The sequence below is a fragment of the Rheinheimera baltica DSM 14885 genome, from assembly GCF_000425345.1.
GTDB lineage: Bacteria > Pseudomonadota > Gammaproteobacteria > Enterobacterales > Alteromonadaceae > Alishewanella > Alishewanella baltica.
Window position 1 is genome coordinate 14,993 of sequence record NZ_AUDG01000038.1, and the last position, 25,433, is coordinate 40,425.

Genomic DNA, 25,433 nt, shown 5'->3' on the forward strand with positions numbered 1-25,433 from the left:
TTTTTTAACGAAGTAATGCGGTTCCACCCTTTAAGTTAAACACTTGGCTAAACCCTAAGCGTCCCAGCACTTTACACGCCACCAAACTTCGATTGCCTGAGCGACATACCAGTAACAGCGGCTGTTCTGGTTGCACCACGTTGTTAATAAGTGCATCAGCCAGTTTCGACAACGGAATTTCCAATACCGGATAAGGCTTAGGTAAATATTGTGACAGCGCACCAGCACTTTGTTCATGTGGCTCCCGCACATCGACAACTTGCAGTTGCGGCCACTTCAGCATAAAGGTTTCTAGCTGTTCAACCGCAATAACATCCGTTGCGTCCGATGGGCTTACCTCGACCAAGCCACACAAATGCTGAGTATGCTGCTGTAACGTAACAGCGTGTTGTTGCAACTGTTGTTGCCAGCTATCAATATGATGATGTTCAATTAATCCTGTTAACAAGGGCTGCTCTTTCTGCGCCAATGCTAGCGTAGTAAAAAACCGCTGTGCGTAATCATGGCAGGACAATATTAACGTCGCATCATCAATGTGACTTGCTAATAAACGAATACTTTCGGTCAATGCAGATATGTCGCCGCCGGGTAAGTCAGTTCGCCCCACTCCACCGGGCAACATCAGATCGCCAACAAACACAGCGCAGAGCTCTTGTTGCCGGTGTAATAGAATGCTAACCGCTTCCGGCGTATGCCCTGGCGTTGCAATTTTAGTTAATTGATAGTCGCCACACGCAATGGTTTTTTGCTGTTCTGGCCAGCCCAACACATCACACCCTGCTGTGCTATATGCACTACCAACTAAGGCGAGAATTTCCTTACGGGCAGACAGATGATCATGGTGTAAATGGGTATCCAGCACGGCTTTAACCTGCAAACCCAAGCCCTGAATAATATTCGCTATGCGCCCGGCTAACGCTAGAACCGGGTCAATGACGACGGCATCACGGCTATTGGGGCAAATTAATACATAGCTGCATAAGGCTTCATGCTTTAACTGCAACAACCCTGTAGCATGCAACTCCAGCGTAGGAGTGGCATCGGTTAACACCAGACAATGCTGAGATACCACCTGCGCCAGCGCGGTTATTGCAGTACAAGCTTGTTCGCACTCGACAATGGTCATTGCCGGGCCAAATGACAGCCGAATGGCACCTTGCGAGCGCCAACTCTCAAGTCCCATGGCATCAAGCACAAAACTACTGGGCACTTTTGAACTACAAGCCGACCCTGAACTGACACGAATACCGGCCGCATCAAACAAATCCATAATGTCTTTGCTGTAAAAGCCCGGTACAGAAAAATTAATCGTCGTCGGCACAATATAGGGGGCGTCACTATTTAATACCATCGCAGGAAATACCTGCTTTAAAGCACAAATTAACTGCTGTCGGTATTGCCATAATACCGCTGACGATTGAAATACGGATCCCTGCGGTTTTGCCAGCTCAGTGAAAATAGCGTGTAATGCGGCAATACCAGGTAAGTTTTCGGTGCCAGACCGTAAGCCACTTTCCTGACCACCACCGGCAATAAATGGCTGATAAGGTGCGTTTTTTCGCACATATAAAAAACCGATCCCTTTAGGAGCATATAATTTGTGTCCACTAAAGGGAGCATAATCAATACTGGTTTGAGCAATGTTCAGTGACATTTTCCCCAGTGCCTGTACACAATCTACCATCCAGTATACTTCTGGGTTACAAATGCGGATTAACTGCTCAAGCGCGGCTAAATCCTGCTTTACGCCGGTTTCATTATTCGCTGCCATGGTGCAAATCATTGCCGTTTTTGGCAAGTTATCACGCATAAACTGTGTGTCCAGTAAACCATGCTGGTTAACCGGTATCGCCATAACAGTTGCGTTAAGCTGTAATACTTTATTCCAGTGTTTCAAGCTTTCCGGCACCGCTTTGTGCTCGGTAGCACCGTATAGTAGCAAAGTGTCGGCGCCCGTCAGACCTTGTTCACGGGCTGCAAGCAGTGCCGAGACAATAGAAGTTTGGATACCTTCTGTTGCACCTGAGGTAAATACAATATCACCGGTACGCGCACCTATTAGCTGGCGCGCCAGCGCACGCGTGGTTTCCAGCTCAGCTTTCGCTTTAATGCCGGTGGCATGGCTGCTACTCGGGTTACCAAAGCCTCGCTGCATAATGTGCATCGCGGCCTCAGCAGCAGCAGGAAGTACCGGCGTAGTGGCATTATTATCGAGGTAAATTTCACGATGCAACTGACTAAACATGCTAAGGCCCCTAGCGTTATAACCAAAAAGAATATGTTATTCCACCTAATAATAACTGGCATAAACCCATAGCTCAAGCTTAGTGTTTGTTGCAGAAACAACAAACCGCCCGTAGGCGGTTTATTTATAAATGTTTATTCAACTAAATCTTTGGGGATCTGCGGTCGTAACTCTGACCACACCATGCCACTTTCTTTACCGTATTTACGTACCGCAAATACCACTTCATCGAATTTACCGTTTTCAGCGTACAGCTTTATTTGATGATAATACTTACGCGCCAGCTCTCGGGCTTTAGGGTGCGAAAAGTAAAAACGGGCAATTTTGTTATACAAACCGCGGAAGCCATTTAAAATAAGGACATAAATGCAGTTGGCTGAATGCAGTGCCAGCTCATGGTTTAAATTGTAGTCAAACTCTGCAAAGGCTTCGGCAGTGTCTTCCAGCGCTTCTGCACCGGCGAATATTTCTACCACCTGCTGTGCATGGTTTTTAATTGCACCACGAATATAAATAGCACTAATATTGGTACGGGCAGAAAGCAGCTCGTCCACTAGCTCTGGCATACGCTCTTCATCTAGCCGCGCTAAGGTTTCCAAAATATTAAGGCCGGACGTTTCCCAAAAATTATTAACTTTAGTGGGTTTACCGTGTTGAATGGTTAGCCAGCCATCGCGTGCTAAACGTTGTAATACCTCACGCAGCGTAGTGCGCGTAACACCAATAAGCTCAGACAATTCACGCTCTGCAGGCAATATTGAGCCGGGGGCAAACTTTCCGTTCCATATCGAGTCTACGATATACTCTTCTGCAAACCCGGCTGGGCTTTGCGCTTTAATCAGATTGGTCATGCGGATCTATCCGTCTTCTTGGTGAAAAATTTGCACTGATTGTACCAGAGCGCCAACAGTTAACAAGCCACAGCCTTAAATTAGGCTAATGCAACAGCCAGATTGTACATTAAGACTAAATACCGTAGATTATCCGCGGCTAGTAATAAATCCCCGTCAGAAGGATATAAGATGCTTCAAACATTAAAATTTTTAACTACTCAGCGTTGGGGCTGGGCGCTTGTTGTGTTGTCCAGCCTTGGCTTACTTGGCACAGCACTGTACTTTCAATACGGTTTGAATCTACAGCCCTGTATTAAATGTATCTATGTCCGCAGTGGCTTTGCCGGTATTTTATTAGCGGGCATTATTGGCTTGCTGGCACCGAAAAACGCACTGTTCCGTATTGTAGCCTTGTTAGGCGTCGGTGCTGCCGCAGTATTTGGTGCGTTACAAGCGCATGAATTACTGAGTATTGAGCAATTGCTGGTTGAAGGTGGCTTTTTTAGCTGTTCATTGTTTGCCGAATTCCCCAGCTGGATGCCGTTAGATCAATGGTTACCGGCTATTTTCGAACCGACCGGCAGTTGTGGTGACACCAGTTGGCAGTTTTTGGGCAAAAGTATGGCGTTTTGGAGTGCGCTAACCCTGTGGTGTTATGCTGCAGTTGCTGCGTTATTGCTTATCGCCCAGGTTGCCAAGCTTAGTTCAAACCCTTATCGGGGCTAGGAGCTTAGGAACGAGAACCGGTTTGCAGGGACGAAACCGGTTCGTGTGTTAACTGTCTAGCGACTTAACTGCGGATAATCAGTGTATCCCTCAGCACCACTACTATAGAACAGCTCTGGCTTAGCGTCGTTCAAAGGTGCATCTGCTCTCAATCGCTGCACCAGATCCGGGTTCGCGATATAAGGTACGCCAAAGGCGATTGCATCAGCAATACCGTCGGCCAGTGCTTTTGTAGCAGTGGCTTTATCAAATTTCTCATTGCTAATATAAACACCGCCAAACTGGCGTTTCAACATGGGGCCTAAGCTATCTTCGCCCTGTGCTTCGCGAGCACAAATAAAGGCAATACCGCGTTTACCCAGCTCTGTTGCCACATAACCAAAGGTATCAGCGCGCTGCGAGTCACCCATGCTGTGCGCATCGGCCCGTGGCGCCAGGTGCATACCTACCCTGCCAGCACCCCATACTGAGATCACGGCATCAGTAACCTCTAACATTAAGCGAGCGCGGTTTTCAATGCTGCCGCCATAGTTGTCCGTGCGCTTATTGGTGCTGTCTTGTAAAAACTGATCCAGCAGGTAGCCATTAGCACCGTGAATTTCCACGCCATCAAAACCGGCTTTTTTCGCGTTATCTGCGCCCAAACGGTAAGCTTCTACAATGCCAGCAATTTCATCCGTTTGAAGTGCGCGCGGCGTGACAAAGGCCTTTTTCGGCCGCATTAAGCTAACGTGGCCATCGGCAGCAATAGCACTTGGCGCCACCGGCAGCTGGCCATCTAAATAATGTGGGTCTGAAATACGGCCAACATGCCAAAGCTGCAGCATAATTTTGCCGCCAGCCTGATGCACAGCAGCGGTTATTTTACGCCAGCCTGCCACCTGCTCGTCAGACCAAATTCCCGGTGTATCGGGGTAACCTACGCCCATCGGTGTTACCGACGTTGCCTCAGTTAAAATAAGGCCGGCACTGGCGCGCTGCACATAGTATTCAAGCATTAAGTCATTTGGCACCCTGCCCTCGCTAGCACGGCAGCGGGTTAATGGCGCCATAATAATGCGGTTAGCTAGCTGTAAATCGCCAACGCTGACGGGGTCAAATAAAGTGGGCATAGTAAGTCCTGAATTCAATGTTAAAATTTACTGCGCAGCAGTGTATAAGTTATCGCAGCAAACGCTGCGGCTGAAACCTATATATGTACCAAATGGTACAATAACAAGCACCCAAAAAAAATAATTGCGAATAATTGCAAAAACTGGCCTGATTAAGCCAACTTTTCGTTGTGTGACCCCTTATGCACCGCTATAAGCTAGACAAAATAAGCAGCAAAAACTGGCTTACGGCCACAGAAGCTGAGCAGATCAGGCGGTTAATTGCCGCCAGCTTTAATGGCGTCGACAGCCAGCAGTACTTCAACAAGTATTTTGCCAACCCAGCGCATTACCAAAGGCGCGTGCGGCTGTATTATAAAGGTGACTTGTTACTTGGCTATTGTTTACTGACATTTCGTAAAGAGGCCAATAACAGCATAGTTATAGGGGCTTCAGCCGCGTTCACGCCGGGTTATCGCGGCAATAACAGTACTTTTGGCTTTTCATTTTCTGCAGCAATCCGCACCTGGCTGCGCCACCTTAGGCATAAGGTGTATTACTTAGATACGATGCTAAGCCCGGCAATGTACCGGGCAATGGGCAAAAAAGTCGCCTTTATCTACCCCAACCCCGGCATGAGCAAAGCCGACATTGCCAGGTATCAAGCCCTGGTACCCAATGCCGAACCCAGTAACTGGCAAAACCTTAACTGTTTAAAAACCGTAGGCCGTGCCAGCAATTACACGGCAGAAGACATCAGCAGGTTAAAAGCCAGCACTAAAGCCGAAATTGCGTTTTACTGCCAGCTAAACCCCAACTTCGCTCAAGGCACAGCGCTAATGGTGTTAATACCGGTAAACCTAAAGCAACTGCTGCTTACCGGCTGGAAGTGGTTAAAGGGATTGGTGAAGCGATAACAACATAAGGCTGCTGCTTTATCTTAAGCTCTATACAAGCACCAATATTGATTTTAGAAACAACCGTGTTATGTTAGTTTTTTAACCATCCCCCATAACAAACAATAAAGGCGATGGTTCATCAATAAAGCCAAAGAGGGAATTTTATGGTTGTTGAGCAGCAACTGGAGCGTGCGCGTCTTGAATTACTTGATATGGGTCTTAGATCCAACCCACAACTAAATTACCGCAGCGGCAGCAAATCTCTCGATATTATTGATGAACAATCAGCAAAAATTTTTGAAATACTGGTTGAGCAAGAAACTACGCTCAGTTTTTTACCACTTCCTGAAGAGTACCAACAAAAAATTGCCGACAACGAGGACGAAGGAACATTCTTTCAGTCTGATAAAGTGTCCGAACTCCCCCCGCTTGATTTATATTTAGAACAAAAGAAAGGTGTATCCCGTTTTAGCGACAAATATCTGCAGACGGGTTTGATACCCGCCAAGCTGGATAAGGCGCTGCTAAAACTTGAGATTGAAGCTCATACTATGCTGCAGGAGCAAGGTGTGGAGGTGTTGTATCTGGCACTTGGCTTTTTGCAGTGGAATGAACCGACAAACTCATCTGTATCAAGGTACGCACCTTTGATTCTTGTGCCTGTTGAGCTTAACCGTTCTTCGGCCAGAGACAGCTTCAAGTTACGTTACACCGGCGAAGATCTGGGCTCAAATCTGACTTTAGCGGCAAAACTAAGAACAGAGTTCAAGTTAATGCTTCCTGCCTATTCCGATGAAATGACAATCTCGGATTATTATCAGGCGGTATCAGATGCGATTACCGCACAACCATCGTGGCGGGTGCATCAGGATAAAATTGGTTTAGGGCTATTCTCCTTCGGCAAGTTTCAGATGTATATGGACCTTGACCCGGCTGGCTGGCCTGAAGGAAAGAAACCATCGCAGTTGCCTTTAATTGGCCGCTTGTTCCGTGATGGTTTTGACCAGACTGCAGACATCAATCCGGTAGATCTCAATCACCCGGAAAAGCTCCATCTGGTAAAAGATGCCGACTCCAGCCAAATTGAAGCTATTTTAGCGATGAAGTCTGGCGCAGACTTGATTATTCAAGGCCCCCCAGGCACGGGAAAATCGCAAACCATCACTAATATCATTGCTGAAGCGGTTGCGCTGGGTAAGAAAGTACTGTTTGTTGCGCAAAAAATGGCCGCGCTTGATGTGGTGAAAAAACGCCTTGATGAAACTCACATGGGCTTTGCCGTACTCGAGCTGCACAGTCATAAAAGCACCAAAAAAACTGTATTGAGTTCTATCGCAGAATCACTTGAGCAAGGACGGCCGCAAACAAAAAATCGTGAACAGGAGTTTTTGGATTTAGCCGAATCGAAAGCCTCACTTGATGATTACGTGCATGCGATCCGGGCTCCGATTCTGCACAGCGCTGTCAATTACATTGAAGCTTTAGGTTCCCTGCTGCAACTAAAGATAAAAGATCCAGACAGTTCATTACCTGTCTTACCCTTTAGCTGTTTCGAACAATGGACTGCAGAGCAATACAGCAATGCCAAAAAGCTTGTTGCGGAATTAGTGCAGCAATTAGAGCGAGTTGGCGTACCTGCAGTGCATCCGTTTGCTATGTCGGGCCGCACTGACTTTTCTCCTGCACTGCAGCAGGCATTAACCTTAACTCTGGCACAAATAAGCCAGTTACTTAGCCAACTTGATGTGCAAACTGAAACAGCCAGTACTTTTCTGCAGCTTGAGAAACCACAAAACCTGCAGCAAGTAACACCACTGATTTCAACTTCAGCTTGGCTGTCGGAAGTGCCGGATCTCAAAGGTGCCAAAGTAGATAACCTGCTATGAGGCTCTGAGCAAAAAAGGATCGACAACGGCCTTGCATGTTTAGCTAATTTCTTAACACTGAAAGCCAGCTGTGAACAGCATTTTATCGATCAGGCACTGGATGCCGATCTACTGAGTATCCGACAAGGGCTGATTGGAAAAACAGATAAATGGTGGCGTTTCCTGTCATCTGATTACCGACAAGCAAAAGCAAAGTTAGCCGGACTTTGGCGTGGCACTCTACCCGCTTCCTCTGCAGAGTGGCTAACCACGTTAGACACCGCTTTAGCTTATCAAAGCGCCAAAAAAGAGCTCGCCAGTTACCACTCGCTGTTAGCTGAAGTTTTTGGCTCTCAGTGGCAAGGCGAATATTCAGAGCACAGTGACTTAACTCAAATTCACAGCTGGATCAGTACCTTTTATACCAAAGTTACCCGCCTTGAATTGCCTCAGTCACTGGCAAAGCTGATTGATACAGGCGTTGATAAAAAACTGCTACGCGACCAGGCAAACGCTCTGACAACACTTTGTGACGGCATTGCTGTACAGGTACAAACGCTGAAAGACCTGATACAGATAGATAACAGCAATCCAAACTGCGACTTAGCGTTACTGCAATTTTCGCAACTCAATGTCTGGTTAGAAGGCTGGAAGAACTCAGCTCTACTTTACGATTTCGCGCGGTATAACCAGATTATTCAGGCACTTGAACCTTATAAAATCAAGGCTCTCACTGAACTGGCTTTCTCATGGAATACCGCCCCGGAACAGCTAATGACAGCATTCGAACTTAGCTATTATCGCGGTTTAGTTGATCATGCCTACGACAGCTCGGAAGCAATACGCCGATTTGACCGCAATAAACATGAGCAAAGCCTGCGCGATTTTAAACGCATAGATGGCGACAGTTTATTTTTCGCGCAAGAGCTATTGGTAAACCGCCTTTACGAGCGCTTGCCCAAGAAGACAGCTAAAGGTGAAATGGAACTGGTGCTGCGCGAGCTTGGTAAGAAAAAACGCCATATTCCGATCAGAAAACTTCTGGCGGAAGCCGGTAACGTTATCCAGCAAGTAAAGCCCATTTTTATGATGAGCCCTATGTCTATAGCCACTTACCTGAAACAAGGTGCTTTAGATTTTGATTTGGTGATCTTTGATGAAGCCAGCCAAATTCCGGCACCCGATGCTTTAGGCGCCATGCTACGCGGACGGCAAGTAATTGTGGTGGGTGACAGTAAGCAGATGCCGCCAAGCAACTTGTTTGGTAAAGCCGTTGAACTGGAAGAAGAAGAGCTGGAAAACAGCGCTACTGCAGAAATGGAAAGTATTCTGGCGCTAATGGAAGCTCGCGGTGCAGCCAGTAAAATGCTGCGCTGGCACTACCGCTCTCGCCACGATTCATTAATTGCCGTATCAAATGACCAATTCTATAAAAACAAGCTGCTGGCCTTTCCAAGCCCTGGCTTTCACCCCGATGCAACAGGGCTTAAATTTCATTATTTACCGGACACCCACTACGACAAGGGCGTCTCCCGTACCAATGCAGGCGAAGTAGAAGCAGTAGTAGCAAAAGTGCTGAACCATGCTTTGACCAAACCGCATTTATCTTTAGGCGTGGTCGCGTTTAGTCTTTCGCAGCGTGATGCCATATTGCTGGAACTGGAAAAAGAGCACCGCCTGCACCCTGAAACCGATGAGTTCTTTGCAAGACATGCAGGTGGTGATGAGTTTTTTGTAAAAAACCTGGAGAACGTACAAGGCGACGAACGCGACGTTATTTTTATCAGCATTTGTTACGGCAAAACAAGTACCGGCCAGCTAAGCCAGAACTTTGGCCTGCTGAACAAACCCGGCGGTGAACGGCGGTTAAACGTATTAATCTCACGTGCGCGACTGGCGATGGAAGTGTTTGCCAATTTCAAAGGTGATGAACTGAAAGTTGGAGCTGACAGCCCTTTCGGAGTTCGTTCACTGCAAATCTTTTTGCAATTTGCCGAATCAGGCCAGTTAAGCAAATCTCATGAAAAAGAACAGGAACAAAACTTTGCGTTTGGTGCACTGCTGCATCAGGCAATCCAACGCTTAGGTTATCAGGTAGCCACCAGGGTCGGCAGCCAGGGTTATTACATCGATTTAGCTATAAGGCATCCGGACAACCCTGATAAATTTGTGTTGGCACTGGAGTATGACGGCGCAGGCTATTACGAGGCAGCGTCGGCACGCGACCGTGAGCGGCTGCGCCAGAGTGTGCTCGAAGGACTGGGCTGGAGCTTTGAGCGCATTTGGTCCACCGATTGGTTCAGAGACCCTGAGGCTGAGCTAAACAGGCTTAAGGTGCTGATAGACCATGCAATCGCACAACACGACGAGCTGATGGTATCGATGGCTGCGCAAGCTAACAATACCCAGCAAGTGAAATACAAAACTGCCGCGCCAGAGCCCGTTGCAGCGCCTATTCTGCGGGTTGAAGAAGAACAACCGGAATTTGAAGCCTGCACTACGCCGTATAAAAAAGCTGATGTGTCTAAACTAAATATTCCCCACGTGGATGATTTCAGTGCCATCCCCTTAAGCACTTTGGTTTATGCCGTAGAGCGTATTGTTGAAACCGAATACCCGATATTTTCATCTTTGGTTGCTACCCGTTTAGCCAATGCCGCAGGCTTAACCCGTGTTGGCGCCAAAATTAAACGCACGGTAGATCAAGCCATCGCGAGCGCCGCCGAAAAAGGATTAATCCAGGTAGATACAGACGAAGTGCTATGGCCGCATGGGCGCAGCACAGTCAAGCTAAGAAACTGGAACAGTGCAGACATTGCCACACGTAAGCTGGAAAATGTGTGTGACGCTGAACTGACTAATGCCTTATTGCTGACAGTGCAAGACGCGCATGCCATCAGTGTCACGGACGCTGCATCCGCAGCTTTGGGCTTGCTGGGCTTCCTGCGCGCAACAGCTCAGGCGGCAGAACGAATGAGTAAACTGGCGCAACTTCAATGCGATAAAGGTGTGTTAGTTTGTGAGAATGAGCGATTGAAGATTGCCGTAAGTCAGTAACAGCAAGACCTACCCCTAAGGGCTGCAGCCGATAGGCTGCGGCTATCATCATTGGATCTATTGGCATGGCATCCGGTTATTTTGCTGAGGAATAACGGTAAAATATCAAAGGGAAGCAACTGCATCGCTAATTTTGTTACGACCCCAATAAACTTTAGCTGATATAGGTAAGGCCAATGCCTTGCTGTTTTTGCAAATTCGGTTTGAGTTAACCCACTAACGTTATGCTGATCAAATGGTGCCAGCCATTGCTCGATAGTTCTGCGGATCATGTAAAACCCCTGTCTGATAGTAGATTCAGGCAACGCAAGAAGATTTAGCTAAGCTGAGAATGTGCGATTGGTGTTACGCTTACACTGTATCAAAAAATAGCCTTTTTAATTACCGCTGTCAGCGTCAAAAAATGACGTTTTACGAAAAAAAGAGCAAAAAAAAACGGCATATGCCGTTTTTTAGGTGTATTGCAATTACGCTTGGCAACAAGTTCTGTTGCGAGCACTATCGATCATTTTACGTTGTGATGCGTTAGCGCTGTCGATTACAGATTTAAACACCCTGCCTTTTTCTTCAGAAGTCCCATTCCTTAGAAGTTCAGATAAAGAGCTTCCAGAACTAGACTTATTGCTGGCGTGCACTTTTGCTTTCATACTCTTTTCCTGCTGTTTGGTTTGACACTTAAAACTTTAGAGCCCAAAGACAGCTCAAATTGGTAAAAATTTTAATTATTAAATTTAATATAACTTGTATACATTACCGCAAGATTAACCGCAATGGTTGAACTGAAATAATTTCAATCAAAAGCCACAGTTCGCTATTTTATAGCATCTAGCAAGGCGCGCGCATTATACGCCTGAAATATGGCGTCATCAACTGAATCTACGTTTAAACGCCAATCGCCTATCGATTGGTTGTAGTCTTTGACAACAACATCAATCCAAAGTGCAGCACCAAGTTCCGCTTTAAGCTGGTTAACCGTTTCCTGAGACTTAAAAAATTGCTCTACGAAAGTTTCTGGCAAGATACGCCTCCCCTCAACTTTCTCACGTGCTTTGACGAACTCCCATGAAACCAAAGGATCTTGCAAAACAAAGATCACGTAAACAAATCTACCTCTTCTTAAACTCCTGTCAATGTTTCGTTTGGCCACATCGAAGTTGGATAACGTACCGTCAAGAATGAAGTCTTGACAATTATCCAATGCCAAATCCAAAACTCTTTCTACAATCGGAACTATTGCCCTTTGAAATAAATGTGAGTTGCACCCGTCGTACAGGCTAAAGTAACTTCTATATTCATCTGGATCTATTCGCAGTATAGGCATAGAACCGTCTTCAGATATAGCAGCCAACTCTTTGGACACTTCTGTCTTACCAGCACCAGGGGAGCCGGACATAAAAATAGAGCTTGGACTCTCCGAGGGCCTGTACTTTTTCTTATCCGTAATTTCCCTTGCAACCTTGGTGCGCATTTTTTTTGCCTCAAAAAATGCGCTATCAATAATTTCCTGTTCAGTCACATCTGGACCCCTTCCGGCTTCACGAGAAATGAATCGAGAATAGCATGCGCTCGCATAGGCAGGGAAACGCTAACTAAGCGCGAACATCTATTCGTTAGACAATCGAGACTATTGCAGTTTTGCGTACAACAAAGCCAAATATTCAGTTGTGCTAAGATCTTTCGTGCTTCAATCTGTTTCAGACCGATAGGGTAAGGTTCATCGATATTTTTAACTATCCACCCTTAGAACTATACAATGAAAACCCGATACATTGCTGGGGTCACATTAGCTCGGGCCGCACGTACTTGAAATCTGACTTGAGCGTCATATTCAGTCAGCTCAATAGTAGATAGCTCTTCTATAAGCTTATTTACACTGATATTACGGCTTTGCGCCAAGGCTTTAAGCCTGCTGGCTTTATCATCCGGCATTCTGATAGTTAGATTTTTCATAACAGGCTCTTCACGGGCAACCACATTAACCAATGTATGCATATTTGAAACATTAGAACAGCTTAGCCTTAAATAATACGCACCGCAATTGCCAATTTAAGCGATAAAAAGCCCCGACGCGCTGGCCGGGGATTCTAGTTATTACTCAGAGGATCAGGTCTATAAGCGGCCTTATCGACGGCATTAAGTCAGGATAAAAAGTTAAAGTTGGCGCAGCACGTCGAGCAAGCCGCCTTCTTTTAACAGCCGGTCGGAAACCTGAATTTCCTGGAAATCTTCTCTAAATTTTACGTTATCACGGCTGGCATTTATGAAAACAAAACCTTTGCTGCGGTCGTCACCAACTGCCATTACCCGGCGCACGGTCAACTCTTCACCCGCAACTACTTCTGTAACGGAATTTTTGCCTGATGGCTCGCCACCTTCAGTAGCAGACTTCCATAACCGATTTTCGATAGTATTAATTAGCCAAGAGGCTGCAACACGCGGAAATTCGGTTTGGTACAGCAATATTCCTGGTTCATCCTGTCTGTTTTCATATGGTGAGGGAGATTTTTTAATAAAAACCAACTCATCGTCAGACGCAACAATAAACAGTTTTTCATCGTCAAACAGTAAATAATCCATCTCTGCTTCGAGGCGATAGCCTGACGGTAAGTTAGCTGTGTTTAACAAAATTTATAAAATCCCCGCCTATGATGTTTATTAAATCCAGCCAACAGCGTTATAGAGTACCTTACTTGTAGCGCTCACCTAAACTTTGCCAACGCTGCAGGAACCCTTGTTCGAATAGGAAGTAGCTGTCTAACGCAAGTTCAATGGGAGCAAAGCTTTTATTACCGTGTTTGCTGCGCGACCAGTTAGTTAGCGCATACCCTTCAGTGGTCCGGCCGACAGTTAGCATTTCACCGCAGACATCAACATAATTTGAAATCATTGCACCGGCATGCAAGCCGCCCTGTGCAGGAGGTCTGCGAAATTCCTCAAGTGCTTTCGGGAACCATATCAGTACTTCGATCGGAAAATCATGCTGTACACAAGAATACTTCAATGTAGCGTCTGGAAGTTCATACGTCGTGCTGCTTAAGATAGATAGATGACTACTCCCTCGGGTTACAAAAGAAAGCAATTTGTCCCTTAGAGGCTGATGCAACACTTGGCTATCAATTAATTTTGCATCTTGCGGCAACCGGGTATGATCACTGATCAGAGGTAGTGGACTGAGAGACGGAAATCGCTGAACATATGCCATTGTATTTGCCCGTTTTAAAGATCGATAATGACAATTGCATCATTGTCATTCAGTGTTTTCAGGTCTATCTCAGTACGCTCGAAATTGATTGTTTCTACCGCACCATGTTGATTTCTACTATTTGTAAGGTCCTTGGTTAGACCATTACCCAAATAGTCATCGTTGTTTCCGACCTTCTTGTGCATGTCCATTCGCTGAATAAGTGTTTCTTTTTCTTCATCCGAAAAATCAGTTATCTCTAAGTATTCTGCGAAATCGTCAGTATTAGTGGACCATTTCGCAAGCATTTTGCTATCCACTGCTTTTTTATACTGCTCAGCATACAAGGCTTGATATTCAGCATTCATTGTTTTATCAGTGAATGACGCAGGAAATGCACCAGGCAATTCTGTATTGGCGAACTCCGATACGTTTTTAAATGTTGCAGAAACACTTTTAACGCCGGTCAGCGGTGCGGCTTTTTCAGTATGAAAAAGGGGTCGTAGTTAATAATCGCTGTTAATTTTTAAAGCATTGAAATATATAGGATTAACTCCCACTTCATCTTTAAATGTTTCTATACCCTTTTCAAAAGCGTTTCCAACGTTGTAAGAGTTTGATCTGTAAAGCCTAAGGTTGCATGGAAGCCAAACTGCTCACCTTTGCAAGGAGTTGCTTATCCAATTCAGCCAGATAGGCTAAGCCATATTGCGGCTCATTCAGGGTTTGCGCCAGGTGTTCGGGCAGGTTTTTTCTGTAACTGGTAAAACAGCTGGCAATCCCCACGGCGATAGCGGCCACACTGTCGGTGTCACCAGACAGCGCCACACAACTTTGCAGTAAATCAGCCAGATTGTCATGCCGTAACAAACAACTTAATGCGGCACTTACGGTATCAAAAGCTTCCACCGTTACGGCTTGTTGCCAGTTGTAATTCCAGTCAGCAAAACCTTCGCTTTGTAAAAACGCTGGCAGTTGCGATATCTCGCCAAGTTGGTACAAACCAAAATGAGCGGCCAGCGCGACGGTACAACTACTCGCTATGCCGGTTGGTGTGTTATGGGTAATAGCAGCTTGTTGTTTGGCATAGGTTAACAGCTGATGTTTGCTGGCAATAATACCCAGCGGTACTGCACGCATAGCTGCACCGTTGCGGGTACTATGAGCACGCAGCGTAGTGAGTAACTGCTGGCCATTTTCAACTTGTTGCAATACTGCATAAAAGCCTTTTGAGTACCCCTGACGGGGGTCTCGTTTGAAACACTTTACGAACTTATCGGCAATGTTTAGTGCTGTCCATTCAGCATCTGCTACTAACAACTCGGCCAGTGCCAAACTCATTTGCGTGTCATCGGTATAGTTGCCTAGCATGCCGTATAGCTGATGTGGAACATAGCAGCTAAGGTCATTGTGTTGGGCAATAACCTCTGTTGCGGCAAACTCGAATCCGGAACCGTAGGCATCGGCTATAGCAATTTCATACAACATAAAGGCTCACTTTTACGCCGGTTCAGCCAGATCGATCTGAGTTCTGGCAGTAAAAGCAGCGAAAATCGGGTTGGCCGCTGTCATTTCCATTTTGGCCAGTTCTACTAGGATCTCTGGCAACAAATTCAGTATTTTGGCATCGATGCTGGTCATATGCTCGATCAGTTTTGCATTAAAAACACTATCTAGAGACGCACCATCCTCTCCGGCATGCCGTCTTATGCGATAAAGCTGCTCGCTCCAATAGTTAACTTTTTCTTGCTGTGTCCACGCGCTATATTGCATAGGAAAAGATGCTTTTTCTACTAACTTTGCCACTTCTTTCTTTCTGTCTGTTTTAAAGGCATTGAAGACAACATATTCAGCACTGATCACAGGTTTACCAGTCAAAGAGCCGTAAACCGTAAGCTCTTCATGAAGTACGTCGGTTTCCGCTTCCAACAGATAAGACACTTTCACTTTGACATTTAGGTCTTTGTACTCAACATCAAACGGTGCCTCTAACGACGACGCCCTTTCGTCGCGGCTTAAAAAACAGGCTGCTTTTTCATCAAACTCTAACTCTTGCTGGCGCTTAGTTTGGTCGTTAACAATCCAGACAACGTAACGCTGCAGCTCTGGAGAATGGAAGCATTTTAATACTTTTTGGTTTATCAACGCCTTCGTGAGAGAAACAGGCAAAGAGTCTGCGCTTACTCGTTGAAATGAGCTGTTCATATATCTTGCTCCAGTACGTATCGTCCATCGCTGTCGATTGAGAATACAAGGTTGTAAGTAATAACGATGTGCTTCATTTTCCAATCAGGATGTTGCTTACCTTATCTATTAAAACCTGCAGCGCATTTTATCAGGGCTTACCAATTCACGAGATGCCAATATTGCGTAGATAAATGTGGTACTGGCAGCTAATTCAGTAGACGGATTTTTACCGGCGCAGCTTTATCTCAGATAAACAACATCTGGTTTTTTATTAGCGCCAGCACGTTAACCGAAGCATGTTTCGGTGTTCACTATCTCAACAGCAGTAATAACCATATTTTCAGACATCTTTAGGGCGATGTAGTCCATAAACTGATCATGGATAACTCGGTCAAATAACGCCTAAACGGTCAATTAACGGCAGTAACACCTTCTCGACCCGATCATCAGTTATTTGAAACTCTTGTGGCCAAGAAGATAAGATATGAGACTTTCTGGACTTGTTTATGACTTTGAACCCTGTTCTACCATAGTCTCCGGCATTCATACTTCTGCCAATGATAATTTCCTCATTGTCAAAATGCGCCATACACCGATGCTGGTCTTTCGGTAAGCCGCCTTCAGAAGGTAACTTCCAAAACCCGTTTAAAATAGTGTCTTTAAGCCAGCTCAAAGCAGACAATGGTAGTTCGGTCTGATATTCGGTATTTCGAATTTTTCCAAGGGAAATTTCATAAATTATCAGCAACTTGTCGCTACAGAAATACTTAACTTCTTTGCTACCTGTTTCATCGAGTAATTCGTTACCCAAAAATTGGTAAAATGCCGTATCAGTTGCATTGTTTAAAAGATTAATGTCTTTCATGATGCTAATTATTTCCCTGACAGCTTAATTGCTTTAACTGATTTACGAGATTCCAGCTCCCTAAGGGACTCAGGCTTGTGTTGAATTTCCAATACTTCCAGCGCACCTGGCGAACCTTTTTGGCTATATCGTTCAGTCAGTCCGTCGCCTGTAAATACTTCCCAAGCGCCTATTTCTGATAGAATTTTTTGCCGAGCTATAAATTTATCCTGTTCAACCGGCTCAGTAAAGTACTCGGATGCAAATCTCTCGGCTTCTTTTGTTTCAAACGTATCGCGCCAATCTTGTCCGTTACCAACCACATCTTTATTAAATGCAGCCCAATGTGCTCTAAACTCTTCGGAATATTCTGCCGTCATGACTTGCTCAATCAATTCAGGCTTAATGTCACCAGAAAATTCATCTTTTAGTTTTGACTGCATATTATCGAACGTTGGCACGAACGTGTCTGACCCATCGGTCAAATAATTCTCTCCGCGATCGACTATATACAGGGTGTACTCTTTGTTTGGATTGTATTTAGTACCAAATAGATCAGCAATCAGGGCCGGGTCGGTATCAGCACGTTCAATCATATCAAAAGTCGACATCCATAAAGGATGGCGACCAGATGAACGCATGTGTCCGATCGGTGCATCAATAGAGTCTGCTGAAGGGCTAAAACGCACCATGAAACGGTCATTTGGTAATGTTCCCGCCGCAGCCATAGTGCGTAGCTCAGCATCTGAGTATTTAGGCACATAACCATTGATGGCTAAATCGTCAGCAGCCTTTTTCAGCAAAGCTTCGCAATCTTCCAAACTCTGCGGTGAGCTGGCAGGTGTCTTAGCTGCTGGGCTCTTCGCCTCATGCGAAGCTGCCTTAGCCGCTGCAGGCGCAACTGTTGCCACCCCACCGCCTTTGGGCTTGGCGGTTTTGGCTACCGGTGCCAGGCCTGCGCTGCTGCCGCTGGCTGGAACTAAGCCGCCGTCGCCTATGCCGTTACCTTTTGGTGGCTGGCCCCAGCCGTCGCTGAGTTGCCAAATACGTATTTCGTCGGCTGCAAAGAGTTGCAACAGCGCGTCGCGCAGCTGAAAATCGTTTAACTTAGATAAGTCGTGCACCCAGGGTTTAGCATGCTGATACATGTCTACCCACAGCTGGCGTAAAGTACCGGACGGTTCAAGATCGTGCAGAAAATAGCGGCCAAACTCTCTATCTCTGACATCTGGTAGACAGTCGTCACCTAAATCCGCTCTGGCGAGCAAACAACTGCTGCACAGATAGGTTTTACCCCATTTATCTTCCAGAACTACGCCATTGTATTGCTGGTCTTGCATCCTGCCACCTTGTTTATAAAAAGCGCTTTTTCTAAACATAAATTTTACAACTTGCGCATTTTTACAACCTGGCGGGCTAATGTCAAACGTTGTTTTGCCGCAACTACATTGGTTTCGTGTTTGCAAACAGCCGTTTGTTACTACGTTGACGTATTTGCTGCGGCTTCAGTCTCATACCAGATGCCGTACTTGTCGCCCTGCCACTTTAGCATTGAGTAAAAGTAGGCTACTGCCAGCATGATAAGGCCACCGGCTAAAGCCGCTTCATTTACCAGCCCAAGGCAGCAAAAAATAAAACCAGCACAATGCGACATAATTTCTGCCCGCTTTGCTGTATTGCGTTCTGGCCGCACTTGTAACAGGTTTAACCAAAACCATATTTTTAAAAATAGCGGTAGTCTTTGCCAATCATTGGTGTGTTTATCAATCATAAATGTCTCCTGGTTCAGTGTAGTTACATCGACATCAAGAGCAGCAGCGAGACATTTTAACGATTCGACACTGGCGTTGTGGCCGCTCTCAATGCGCTGAATGGTGCGAACATTAAGCCCGGACATTTGCGCTAATTGTTCTTGAGAGATGTGTCGGCTAAGACGCAGTTGTTTTAAAATCATTAAGTGGCTCCTGTGCTCCTGAACCAGCAGCATGGGTTATTTTATCTTCTGTCAGGTACGTAATGTACCCGACATTAAGCCGACAGCAACACAGGTTTGCGTTGTGGGCAGCTAAAGTGAGGCAGTCTTTTGATTAACTGGCAGGCATGGCCAATTGCTTTAATGCGAACCGACCTCTTTCAGACACCGGGTTCGACTTATCTGCTGCAAAAGCTTGGGCAAATCCCTTGGCGTCATCTCCTAAGGTTTCCAGCGCCCGGATCAGAAACTCTGCCGCAACCCGTCTGACCACCGAAGAGCGATCGCCGGCTGAGCATTTTAGCAACTCTAAAAATGGAACTTGAACTGCAATCTCTCGCTCGGACATCACAGCATTAAGCCGTCCGACACAGTAACGGACATCTGTCCACTGCCATTTTCGAGCTTCAATCCAGGTTATTCGCCCTTCAAACAGGCTTCGGTAGGCTTTAGCTCTAACTGACGGTTGTGCGGCGTGCTGTGCTATTTCAGCAAGATAGCTATCAAGAATTGCGGTGCGGCCAAGCTGAGAAAATAGCGAGGCCATCGGCCCAGATGACGATGAGATTATTTTGTGTCTAAAACACGCTGCCACCTCATCTGTGGCAATAATTTGTAACAGCACTTGTTTATCCTGCTGCTCAATTCGTCCCCAGGAGCTCCAATTAGCCAATGCAACGCAAACTGCCGCCACAACGTAATCAGGATTGGTTGCTGCTGCAATTTCAGGCAGCTTTTCTCTGGCTGCTTTACGAACTTCAGGCACCCAGTCATTTAGCCGGCGAATAGCGCAGGAGAAGAAAAATGTATTAGGTGCGCCACCTGATAAAGTTCGTAAAACTCTCTCACGCCGGTAGCCGTCCCAATTTATCAAGTCTAACCAGGTTAACAACTCATGGGAACTGTTAGCCCAAAACTTCCATTTGGGTGGAGCGACATCAGTTAAAACCCGGTCGAATTCATATCGGATCAGCCGCTCCCAATAAGCAAAATTCTCTAGCGGCAATTCAGCCGTCGCATCGATAAGCGCAGACATATCAGCAACAACTTTACTGCCTGAACTGATGGAGCTGGCAAAAGCCCTGACTGCTGACAGCACTTTATCTTCCATAATATGTGATTGCTGCATTTACTACTTACCTCTATCTAAACACTTAATACCAAGACAAGCGGCGACCGACTCCTGCAATATATCCACCAGCTCAGGGTCCATGTATTTGTAATCGTCTGGGATATCAAGTACATGAACGCATTTTTTATTTACAAGACGAGTAAATTCAGCCACTAACCTATTTTTATGTTTCTGCTCCATCACCAAAATGATATCGGCCCAACGGATATCGGCAGTGCCTACCGTCTTACGGGCATTCGGGCTTGTACCTGCAGAGCGGACATTAATATCGGGGTGTTTACGCCAGACGGTTTCAGCTGTGGGGCTTCGCCACTGATTACGGCTACAGATAAACAGCACATTTTTCATAACTCTTTTTACTTCCAACGCTGGTGTTCGACTGCCAACTTGTATTTTGAAAAAGGACAATTTGCCGTTGTAAAAGTTATGCTTTTAACATTACGGCATAATTACGTCATAACGCTGCTATAGGCAGGTCGCCATACGCATCAAACCATGTTGTGACAGCAAAATACTGCCGCCACCTGATGTGTTTATTAACAATTCGCCCGTTTCAACAAACCAGGATGAATGCGGTGCGCCGGGTAACTTCAACCATTTTTCTGCCCGCCATTGGCCGTTGGCGTCGTGAATTAACTGATAAACCATGCCATTGTTCGAACCTAAATGGGAAAGACCTGCTAACGCAACGTAGCGCTCACCAAGCTTATAAATATCCTCAATGTTTTCATTAAGAATGACAGTCGACGCACCGTTATCAGCAACGTAAACCAGCTCACCGCCCCACTCACCACGGCTGCCACCCGCTAACCAACCGTTTTTCACCCGCAAGGCAAGATCAGGCACGTGCTCAATATTCTGGCGGATCTCTCTGATATTATTAGCATTAACCTCTATGATGGCGTCGGGTTCGGCGGCCTTTTGTGCGTCTTCATCATCAGCCCCGTAACTCAGAACCACAGTGTTATAGGCCAGACTTTGCATTTTCTCGCTGTTATTTGATTTATACAACTTCTGCCCGGAAGGTTCAGCTAGGGTTTTTAATGTTATCTTTTCACAGGCTTTAAGCTGAAAATTCTGAAAATTGAAATACTCATAGCCAAAGTTATTTTCATCAGTTTTATTTTCATAGCCTTGGCCCGTTTTGATCAGTTGCAACGCTTTACGTGCCTGCTCCCGAACCGGCGGAAACCAGTGGCTGTCTGCCGCGCTGGTTAACTCGGTCAATGCAGACTTAGCATTGAGCCTGCCAAGCGCTTCTGCTGTTACCAGGTTCAACAAAACGTCGTTAGGCTCATTCAGTAACGGAATTAAATAAGGGATCGACGGTCTGTAGCCAATATAGCCTAAGGTGCGTACCGCCAGCATTTTCGCTTCTGGCTCCATGTTGGTAAGCAAATTCATCACCACAAGGCCAGCATCCACTGCGCTTGGGCCAAACGCTGCGATATCCCGCAGCAAGTAAATGTCGCCAGTTTCAGCCAATAACTCGACGAGAATGTTTACTGCAAACTGCGATTTTATACCAACTAAGGCCTTATTTATCGCCTTGGTAAGTTGGGGCTGCTGCTGTTTTAATGCTATTAGCCGGCTATCGATAATAGCGGCTGGTTTACCCAAATCACCAATTATAGAAAGCGTTCCAACACGGATATCATCAGAAAGTGATCTGTCCTCGGCAATGTCGATCAATGCCAGGGCAACATCGGCCCGCTGCTCCCCCATTCTTGCCAGCACATCGCCAAGTAAATAGTAGGTTTTGTGGTTGCAACCGTACTCGCATTTAACCGCGTTCAGAATGACTGGTAATGCTTTTGTGCCAAACAACCTGACAGCATAGGCTTCCTGATTACCAGGCGATGATCTTGACGCCAGAAATGCTTTTACTGCAATTTCTGCCGCCTCTGCCGTCCCCACCTTAGCTAACGCCGGGGCTAGCCAGGACACGTCTCTGTTAAGACCGCGTACAATTTGCGGTAAGTACTTTTTATCAATGTACGTAGCTTCACGAAGCGCGACAGCGCCAACCCTGGCAATCAGCTCGTCATTGTCGTCCAGCAGATGCATGATAGCCGGCATAGCGTCATCACCAAATGCCAGTAATTTCTTAATAATCGCTTGCTCTGCCGCAGAGGGGTATTGCCCCGGGGTACTTAGTTTATCAACAACACTGGCAACCTTGGCAATACAAACGCCGGGCGAAGAACAAGCGTCAGCAACGATGCTTTCTTCAATCGCTAATGCCGTACCACAAAATAGTAATAAACCAATACAGACTAACTGTTTCATGTTGTTCTAAAATTCCTTTTCAATTTTGATACCAGGTTTCTTTCGGTAAAGGTCGGTACAATGTTCTTAGCTTCAGCATAAACCTTACTGACAATAAATTTATCCTTAGCGGTTTGCGGCAAAATGGTCGCGATGTTAAATAGCTAAATGGTTTAACGGCTGCTAAAAACAACAAAGCCCCGCAATGCAGGGCCTTGTATATCGTAGACTATAGCGATTACACAATAGCTAACAGTTCTACATCAAAAATCAGTGCACTGAACGGTGCAATAGCATTGCCCGCGCCGCGCTCGCCGTAGGCAAGGTTATGCGGTACATATAAACGCCATTTCGACCCTACGGCCATCATTTGCAGTGCTTCAGTCCAACCAGCAATAACACCTGATACCGGAAACTCTGCCGGCTCACCACGTTGGTAAGAGCTGTCAAATACCGTACCGTCAATTAAGGTACCGTGATAATGCGTGCGCACTGTAGACGCTTGCGATGGCTTATCGCCTTCAGCTGCAACCAATACTTCGTATTGTAAACCAGACGCTGTTACGGTTACTTCAGCACGCTTGGCATTTTCTACCAGGAAAGCTTCGCCGGCACCGGCTAATAATTCTGCTTTTTCTGCTTGCTCAGCTTGCATGCGCTCGCTGATCACACCAAAGGCAGCACGAATTTGCTCATCCGTTACCTCAGGTGCTTGCTCAGTAAATGCGGCAATAACACCCGCCGCTACCGCGTCAATGTCTAAACCTTCAAACGGATTGTCAGCTAATTGCTGACCCATTTGTAAACCAATACCATAGCTGGCGTGTTGTTCAAGCGTTGTATATTTATCTGACATGAGTTCCACTTATACTATTGAAGCGCAAAGCTTCAGGTTAAAAGTGCGCATATGTTAGCGCAAATGCATTCGAATGTCTTGCCAGCTCAACCGGCCAGTTGTTGTACCTGTAGCCAAATGCGATTGACATTTTGCTGGTCTTGCTCAGTTAACTCACCATTCTCAATGGCAAACTGTAAGCTGTTGCTAACCTGGCTGACAACATCTTGTGCAATAAACGGCTCGCCGGCTACCTGCAAGGTGCCTACAGCTAAATCAAAATGGCCGCGCAAATACCCCGATGCGAACAGTTCGTCATCTGTTGCTACCGGAACCAGGGCATCAAATAAGTTTGCTACAGCATCAATAAAGGTTTCAGGTGTAGTTTCAATTGTAGATAGGGCTGTCATGCTATTCCTCATCCTCGTACCCTAAGCGGTACATTACATAGTCGTTATATCCGGTCAACACGTTTATAAGCCCGGTTAATAGTTTATCCAATTCCACCTCGCCGGTATCAGCAAGCAGTGGTCTGCCATCAAGTTGTTGTAATTTGGCTTTACTGGCAATAAGCAGAATATTGTCGCGACCTAACGCTCGGATCACATCAGGCGAGAGTTGTTGATTTCCTCGGCCAAACACATGTCCCTGCCCACCAATTAAGGTAATGATCAGTTTGCTGGGATAATCTGTCACCAGGTCGGCCAGTTGCATAGCTGTAACATCACTGGCGATTAGCTGACCATTTTCAATCACGTCAACGCCCAGCAAGGTATTGTCTAAACCCAGTTCAGCCATCACTGCAGCAACCGTTGAACCCGACCCCATGACATAACGTACATTCTCTTCCAGTTGACTAACAACATAGGCGGCTAAGTCTGCCAGTACCAACTCTTCAGACTCACGCCCGCCCATTTTAACGCTTTGTACATAACGCAGCTGAGCAGGAATACGCATTTCACCAAAGCGACGGGCTTTTACTACCCCACTTCGGAACGCTTGCTCATCGATATCCATTACGGGGGCTTCACTTAATGATACCAGCTCCCCTGCCACCAATTTTGCTACCAGCTTACCTGCAGCCTGCGGCGATATGGCATAGACGCCAGAGTGAATTTTTACACCTGCGGGGATCCCAAGTACCGTGGTGTGTTCAGCCACCGCCGCACAAATGTTACGCGCAGTGCCATCACCGCCGGCAAACAACAATAAGTCGGCGCCTTGCTGGCACAACGCCTTCGCCGCCGCTTCGGTGTCTTGTGCAGTAGAGGGTGAACTTTGCGGCTGATAAAGCACTTTGTAAGTTAAACCCAGCTCAATGCAGACGTTCTCACCCATGTCGCCGGCTACGGTAAGCACTTCAAATTTATCGCGTTGCTCTAGTAACGCTTCCAAAGCCGTTTTGGCCCGATTCATCGCCTGCGGCACTGCACCCAGTGCCATAGCCTGCTGTGCCTGACCATCAGACCCTTTTAAGCCAACACTGCCACCTAACCCCGCCAGTGGGTTAATAATAAGCCCCAGTTGAAACCGACTTGCCATAGCCAGACACCTTTTACAGCATAGAAAAAGGTCGCTATTGTAATACCTTCACTACAACTTTCACAGCTTAGAAGCAATATCCTGCGAAAACACCGTAAATCCAAGTGTTTTTTCAGGGACTTAATTGCATATCTAATAGGTTTAAGCTTTACTCATTTACACCGTGGGCGAAGCAGCTGCCCCAGCAGAGGTAGTGTGATGTTATTGAATTCTCTAAGATTTAAATTAACCGCTGGCGTGGCTATATTGACCGCTATTAGCATTGGCAGCATGACGTTAATTGGCTGGTACTCAATGAACAGCTCAAGCGAGTCTGCCGTAAATAACGTGCGTCAGGCCGTAGAGCAAGCGGCACAAAATATTCTTCGTGCCGAAGCAGAAAAAACAGCGTTAGAAACTGCTGCACTGCTGAACCGTAATTATGACATTGCCAAGAATTTAGCCAGCATAATGGCGAATACGGCTATTGGCACAGGCTGTGTGAAAACTGCTGATCACCTTTTGGTCTAAGCAACAGATTTATATGATCAATCGTTCTTGATAAATCAGCACAGTTAGTTGCTGCTTTACTAAAATTAGTAGCATACCAATTAGAACAAAGTGTGCTGATATGACCTTCCATATTAAAGGCCAAGGCAGACATCAAGTCACCTTACTTCCTGAAGCGCTGGATGACTTCGTTACTGAGGAGAATCCTGTCCGAGTAGTCGATATTTTTGTTGATGGATTACAGCTTGATTCACTTGGCTTTGAGAT

Annotated in this window: 24 protein-coding genes; 5 read left to right on the forward strand and 19 right to left on the reverse strand. The window is 46.1% G+C overall.

Features of this window, described 5'->3' with window-relative positions; genetic code table 11:
* Window positions 1-4 precede the first annotated feature (4 nt).
* Together H595_RS0112920 and fadR are read right to left on the reverse strand one after the other, a co-directional pair.
* Entirely contained in the window at window positions 5-2,245 is a 2,241-nt protein-coding gene (locus H595_RS0112920; RefSeq protein ID WP_027671590.1) for an aminotransferase class V-fold PLP-dependent enzyme, read from the reverse strand.
* A gap of 134 nt (window positions 2,246-2,379) precedes the next feature.
* Window positions 2,380-3,096, reverse strand: a complete 717-nt coding sequence (fadR, locus tag H595_RS0112925) for a fatty acid metabolism transcriptional regulator FadR (RefSeq protein ID WP_027671591.1) — start codon at window positions 3,094-3,096, stop codon at window positions 2,380-2,382.
* 171 nt (window positions 3,097-3,267) lie between these two features.
* Between fadR and dsbB the strand changes: the two genes are divergently transcribed.
* A complete protein-coding gene (gene dsbB, locus H595_RS0112930) occupies window positions 3,268-3,804 on the forward strand; it encodes a disulfide bond formation protein DsbB (RefSeq protein ID WP_027671592.1) in 537 nt (178 codons plus the stop codon).
* Between the two features lie 56 nt (window positions 3,805-3,860).
* Here the strand turns inward: dsbB and H595_RS0112935 are convergent, their stop codons facing one another.
* Window positions 3,861-4,916, reverse strand: coding sequence for an alkene reductase (locus tag H595_RS0112935; RefSeq protein ID WP_027671593.1), 1,056 nt, complete (start codon window positions 4,914-4,916; stop codon window positions 3,861-3,863).
* Window positions 4,917-5,098: 182 nt separating this feature from the next.
* Here H595_RS0112935 and H595_RS0112940 point away from each other — a divergent pair, with 182 nt between their 5' ends.
* The 3 genes from H595_RS0112940 (at window position 5,099) to H595_RS24415 (ending at window position 10,716) form a co-directional block, all read left to right on the forward strand.
* Window positions 5,099-5,812 (forward strand): hypothetical protein, encoded by a 714-nt coding sequence (locus H595_RS0112940; protein WP_027671594.1) that lies wholly within the window; start codon window positions 5,099-5,101, stop codon window positions 5,810-5,812.
* Window positions 5,813-5,958: 146 nt separating this feature from the next.
* On the forward strand, window positions 5,959-7,680 hold the full coding sequence (locus H595_RS24410; RefSeq protein WP_205623222.1) for a DUF4011 domain-containing protein: 1,722 nt from the start codon (window positions 5,959-5,961) through the stop codon (window positions 7,678-7,680).
* 423 nt (window positions 7,681-8,103) lie between these two features.
* Window positions 8,104-10,716, forward strand: coding sequence for a DUF3320 domain-containing protein (locus H595_RS24415; protein WP_205623223.1), 2,613 nt, complete (start codon window positions 8,104-8,106; stop codon window positions 10,714-10,716).
* A gap of 811 nt (window positions 10,717-11,527) precedes the next feature.
* Here H595_RS24415 and H595_RS0112955 read toward each other — a convergent pair.
* From H595_RS0112955 to H595_RS0113030, 16 genes are all read right to left on the reverse strand, one after another.
* Entirely contained in the window at window positions 11,528-12,232 is a 705-nt protein-coding gene (locus tag H595_RS0112955) for a zeta toxin family protein (RefSeq protein ID WP_037054760.1), read from the reverse strand.
* 230 nt (window positions 12,233-12,462) lie between these two features.
* Window positions 12,463-12,666 (reverse strand): hypothetical protein, encoded by a 204-nt coding sequence (locus H595_RS0112960; RefSeq protein ID WP_027671597.1) that lies wholly within the window; start codon window positions 12,664-12,666, stop codon window positions 12,463-12,465.
* Window positions 12,667-12,867: 201 nt separating this feature from the next.
* On the reverse strand, window positions 12,868-13,341 hold the full coding sequence (locus H595_RS0112965) for a hypothetical protein (protein WP_240474894.1): 474 nt from the start codon (window positions 13,339-13,341) through the stop codon (window positions 12,868-12,870).
* 61 nt (window positions 13,342-13,402) lie between these two features.
* Window positions 13,403-13,918 (reverse strand): hypothetical protein, encoded by a 516-nt coding sequence (locus H595_RS0112970; protein ID WP_027671599.1) that lies wholly within the window; start codon window positions 13,916-13,918, stop codon window positions 13,403-13,405.
* A 14-nt stretch (window positions 13,919-13,932) separates the two neighbouring features.
* Window positions 13,933-14,265, reverse strand: a complete 333-nt coding sequence (locus H595_RS0112975) for a hypothetical protein (protein WP_205623224.1) — start codon at window positions 14,263-14,265, stop codon at window positions 13,933-13,935.
* A gap of 262 nt (window positions 14,266-14,527) precedes the next feature.
* Complete coding sequence (locus H595_RS0112980) at window positions 14,528-15,385, reverse strand: ADP-ribosylglycohydrolase family protein (RefSeq protein ID WP_027671601.1); 858 nt, start codon at window positions 15,383-15,385, stop codon at window positions 14,528-14,530.
* A gap of 12 nt (window positions 15,386-15,397) precedes the next feature.
* The gene (locus H595_RS0112985; protein ID WP_027671602.1) at window positions 15,398-16,102 is read right to left on the reverse strand and encodes a hypothetical protein; all 705 of its coding nucleotides are present in this window, start codon (window positions 16,100-16,102) and stop codon (window positions 15,398-15,400) included.
* A 373-nt stretch (window positions 16,103-16,475) separates the two neighbouring features.
* On the reverse strand, window positions 16,476-16,949 hold the full coding sequence (locus H595_RS0112990; RefSeq protein ID WP_027671603.1) for a hypothetical protein: 474 nt from the start codon (window positions 16,947-16,949) through the stop codon (window positions 16,476-16,478).
* Window positions 16,950-16,957: 8 nt separating this feature from the next.
* On the reverse strand, window positions 16,958-18,268 hold the full coding sequence (locus H595_RS0112995) for a hypothetical protein (RefSeq protein ID WP_156885982.1): 1,311 nt from the start codon (window positions 18,266-18,268) through the stop codon (window positions 16,958-16,960).
* A 140-nt stretch (window positions 18,269-18,408) separates the two neighbouring features.
* Window positions 18,409-18,882, reverse strand: coding sequence for a helix-turn-helix domain-containing protein (locus tag H595_RS0113000; protein WP_027671605.1), 474 nt, complete (start codon window positions 18,880-18,882; stop codon window positions 18,409-18,411).
* Window positions 18,883-19,015: 133 nt separating this feature from the next.
* On the reverse strand, window positions 19,016-20,029 hold the full coding sequence (locus H595_RS0113005; RefSeq protein WP_027671606.1) for a hypothetical protein: 1,014 nt from the start codon (window positions 20,027-20,029) through the stop codon (window positions 19,016-19,018).
* A gap of 3 nt (window positions 20,030-20,032) precedes the next feature.
* Window positions 20,033-20,380, reverse strand: coding sequence for a low molecular weight protein tyrosine phosphatase family protein (locus H595_RS0113010; RefSeq protein ID WP_027671607.1), 348 nt, complete (start codon window positions 20,378-20,380; stop codon window positions 20,033-20,035).
* A gap of 117 nt (window positions 20,381-20,497) precedes the next feature.
* Window positions 20,498-22,321: a HEAT repeat domain-containing protein gene (locus tag H595_RS0113015; protein WP_027671608.1), complete on the reverse strand. Its 1,824-nt coding sequence runs from the start codon at window positions 22,319-22,321 to the stop codon at window positions 20,498-20,500.
* Window positions 22,322-22,538: 217 nt separating this feature from the next.
* Entirely contained in the window at window positions 22,539-23,156 is a 618-nt protein-coding gene (locus tag H595_RS0113020) for a BamJ family beta-barrel-assembly machinery protein (RefSeq protein ID WP_027671609.1), read from the reverse strand.
* Window positions 23,157-23,242: 86 nt separating this feature from the next.
* Window positions 23,243-23,545, reverse strand: coding sequence for a YfcL family protein (locus H595_RS0113025; protein ID WP_027671610.1), 303 nt, complete (start codon window positions 23,543-23,545; stop codon window positions 23,243-23,245).
* A gap of 1 nt (window position 23,546) precedes the next feature.
* Entirely contained in the window at window positions 23,547-24,677 is a 1,131-nt protein-coding gene (locus tag H595_RS0113030) for an ATP-NAD kinase family protein (protein WP_027671611.1), read from the reverse strand.
* 198 nt (window positions 24,678-24,875) lie between these two features.
* Between H595_RS0113030 and H595_RS0113035 the strand changes: the two genes are divergently transcribed.
* Complete coding sequence (locus H595_RS0113035) at window positions 24,876-25,187, forward strand: hypothetical protein (protein ID WP_027671612.1); 312 nt, start codon at window positions 24,876-24,878, stop codon at window positions 25,185-25,187.
* The last annotated feature ends 246 nt before the right edge of the window (window positions 25,188-25,433 follow it).